Annotated in this window: 4 protein-coding genes; all 4 read left to right on the forward strand. The window is 58.3% G+C overall.

Going from position 1 to position 3063, the window contains the following annotated elements; translation table 11 throughout:
- Window positions 1-58 precede the first annotated feature (58 nt).
- The gene (locus tag V3W31_03775) at window positions 59-982 is read left to right on the forward strand and encodes a 4Fe-4S dicluster domain-containing protein (protein ID MEE9614061.1); all 924 of its coding nucleotides are present in this window, start codon (window positions 59-61) and stop codon (window positions 980-982) included.
- Window positions 982-1836 (forward strand): FAD/NAD(P)-binding protein, encoded by an 855-nt coding sequence (locus V3W31_03780; GenBank protein MEE9614062.1) that lies wholly within the window; start codon window positions 982-984, stop codon window positions 1834-1836. Before V3W31_03775 ends, V3W31_03780 begins: the two co-directional genes overlap by 1 nt.
- A 46-nt stretch (window positions 1837-1882) precedes the next feature.
- Window positions 1883-2671 carry a 4Fe-4S dicluster domain-containing protein gene (locus V3W31_03785; GenBank protein MEE9614063.1) on the forward strand — a complete coding sequence of 263 codons (789 nt, stop codon included), beginning with the start codon at window positions 1883-1885 and terminating at the stop codon, window positions 2669-2671.
- Between the two features lie 198 nt (window positions 2672-2869).
- A partial coding sequence (locus V3W31_03790; protein MEE9614064.1) for a succinate dehydrogenase/fumarate reductase flavoprotein subunit occupies window positions 2870-3063 on the forward strand: 194 nt, incomplete at its 3' end.

Consider the following 3063-nt stretch of genomic DNA (forward strand, 5'->3'; position numbering starts at 1 on the left):
TCGGGATAAAATTTGTTTTCCTTTCTTTTTACCGATACCTACGACGGACGCGCGCCGGGTGGTCTATAAGCCCGTCACTAGCGCCGGGGAGGTCGAGAGCGACTATATTGTGCCGGGCAACTCGTTCAAGGAGTTCCTCTTCCCGCAGACCGAACCCGTAGCGTCCTTCACCATCGGAAGCGAGGTAAGCGGCGGCGGGGTGGAGCTCAGGGACGTAAAGATAGACCCCCCGGAGACCGTGATATTCGGCTCCAGGCCGTGCGACGCGGCGAGTGTGGCGTCGCTCAGGTCGGTCTTTACATGGGACTTCGTGGACGAGTTCTACACGAAGAGAGAGGACAGGGCCACGGTCATTACCGTCACCTGCACCCGGGGGGACGAGTCGTGCTTCTGCACCGAGGTCGGCCTCTCGCCGGAGAGCCCGGACGGGAGCGACGTGCTCTTGAGGGAAACCGATAAGGGCGACTACATAGTGGAAACCCTCACCGATAAGGGCAGGGCGTTCGTCGAAAAGCACAAGAGCGTATTCGAGGCCAAATCCGAAGGCAAGCCGAAAAAACTCTTCGAGCCGGACAAGCTCGAAGTGGATCTGGAAAAAGTGGGCGAGTGGCTCAAGGATAAGGAAAACTATGAGAGCCCCCTCTGGGCCGAGCTCGCGAGGAAGTGCATCGGGTGCGGGGCGTGTACGTTTTCGTGCCCCACGTGCCACTGCTTCGACATAACCGACGAGGGGGTCTACTCCGAGGGCGAGAGGAGGAAGAACTGGGACGCCTGCCAGTTCGACCACTTTACGCTCCACGCGAGCGGCCATAACCCCCGTGACACGCAGTATAAGCGCTGGCGGAACAGGTTCATGTGTAAGTTCAATTTTTACCCGGAAAAATTCTCGTCCAAGGGGTGCGTGGGCTGCGGGCGGTGCATAAGGGTCTGCCCCGTAAGGCTCGACATAACCGAAGTTATGGAGGCGATATCGAAGGCGTAATGACCAAGGGAGCGACAGCGACGAGTAACATATACCTGCCCCACCTCGTGACCATAGAGGACGTCCGCGACGAGGCCCCGGATATAAGGACCTTCCGGCTGGTCTTCAAGGACGAGGCCCATCGGGAAGCCTTCGACTTCAAGGCCGGGCAGTTCGCGCTCTACTCGGCCTTCGGCCTGGGCGAGAGCACCTTTTGCGTGGCCTCCTCGCCGACCCGGAAGGGCTACGTCGAGTGCACTTTCAGGAGGACCGGGCGCGTCACCGGGGCGCTTGCGGAACTCTCCGTAGGTGATACAATGGGGTTCCGGGGGCCTTACGGCAACTGGTTCCCCATAGACGAGTGGAAGGGCAAGAACCTGGTCTTCGTTGCCGGCGGCATAGCGCTCCCGCCGGTCAGGTCGGTCATATGGAACTGCCTGGACCGCCGTGCTGATTTCGGGGATATAACCATAGTCTACGGCGCCAAGACCGTAGAAGACCTTGTTTATAAACATGAACTCGCCGAGTGGGACGCCATGGCGGACGTAAATCTCGTCCAGACCGTGGACCCCGGCGGCGAGACCGACGACTGGAAGGGTGAAGTCGGCTTCGTGCCGACCGTCCTCGAGGAGGCGGCCCCGAAGCCGGAGAACACGATCGCGGTGATGTGCGGCCCGCCGATTATGATAAAGTTCTCGCTCCAGAGCCTTGAAAAGCTCGGCTTCAGCCCGGATAACGTTTACACCACGCTCGAGAACAAGATGAAGTGCGGCGTAGGCAAGTGCGGCAGGTGTAACGTCGGGGACATATACATATGCAAGGAAGGGCCGGTCTACACGGCCACGGAAGTCAAAAAGATGTATAACGATTTTTAGAGGCCGTGATGCGTGTGCGTGATGCGTTATACGTAAAGGAGCTATTATGGCAGACAAAAAGAAAACGATAAAACCGCTCGCGACCGGAGACAGGACCATCCCGCCCGAAGGGGCGAAGATGATACCCATCTACATTATGGGGAGTGAGTACGAGGTGCCCGAGACCCTCACCATAATGAAGGCCGTGGAGTACGCGGGCTACACCTACGTCCGGGGCTGCGGATGCAGGGGCGGGATATGCGGCGCGTGCGCCACGTTCTACCGCTTCCTCGGAGACTATAAGCTCCGGGCCGGGCTCGCCTGCCAGACCGTGGCCGAGCCCAATATGGTCATCGTACAGCTCCCGTTCTTCCCGGCCAACAGGCCCGGCTACGACCTGGAGAAGATAACCGGCGACCCGCACGAGGAACTCAGGACCCTCTACCCCGAGGTCTTCAAGTGCGTCGGGTGCGGCACCTGCACCAGGACGTGCCCCATGGATATAGACGTAATGGACTATATAGCGCTCATGAAGCGCGGCGACTTGAAGGGCGCGGCGCTTAAGAGCTTCGACTGCGTCATGTGCGGCCTCTGCGCCTCCAGGTGCCCGGCCCAGATATCCCAGTTTACGGCAGCCATGTTCGTGAGGAGGGTATACGGAAAGCTTATCCTTCCGAAGGCCGAGCATCTCGAAAAGCGAGCCGAAGAGGTGAAGAGCGGGAAGTACGAGAAGATGCTCAAGGATCTCGGCAAGAAGAAGCCCGAGGAGCTAAAGAAATTATATACCGAGAGGGAAAGGGAGCCGGACCTTGCACCGCCGGGCGAGTGGATGCCCGAGGACAAGGACCACCTGTAAGGCCCTGAGGAAACCGGGGGTCCGCTGACCTTTTTGTAAAAAGGTTTTCTCAGACTCCTTCCAAAAACTTTTAATTACGGTAGGCGCCCCCCTTAAAAGGGGAGCGCCTACCGTAGCTAACTAAAAGTTGGAAGGACTTTATTAAGGGAAAAGAGAATCTATAATCCTAAAGATTTCCTAAAAACACGGAGAAAAGATATGGGATACACGAAGGAGTTTGAGGCGTCGATAAAGAAGGTCGAGGCCACCCGGCCCCAGAGGGTGGAGAGGGCCAAGGCCGGGAAGCACTTCCCTCAGCTTACGCTGGACCAGCGCCATGAGTGGTTGAGTAAGTACCACCCCGACTACAAGAGCGAAGGCCGCCGCGAGCTCCGGATGGGACCCAACAAAGG

Source organism: Thermodesulfobacteriota bacterium (genome assembly GCA_036482575.1).
Lineage (GTDB): Bacteria > Desulfobacterota > GWC2-55-46 > GWC2-55-46 > JAUVFY01 > JAZGJJ01.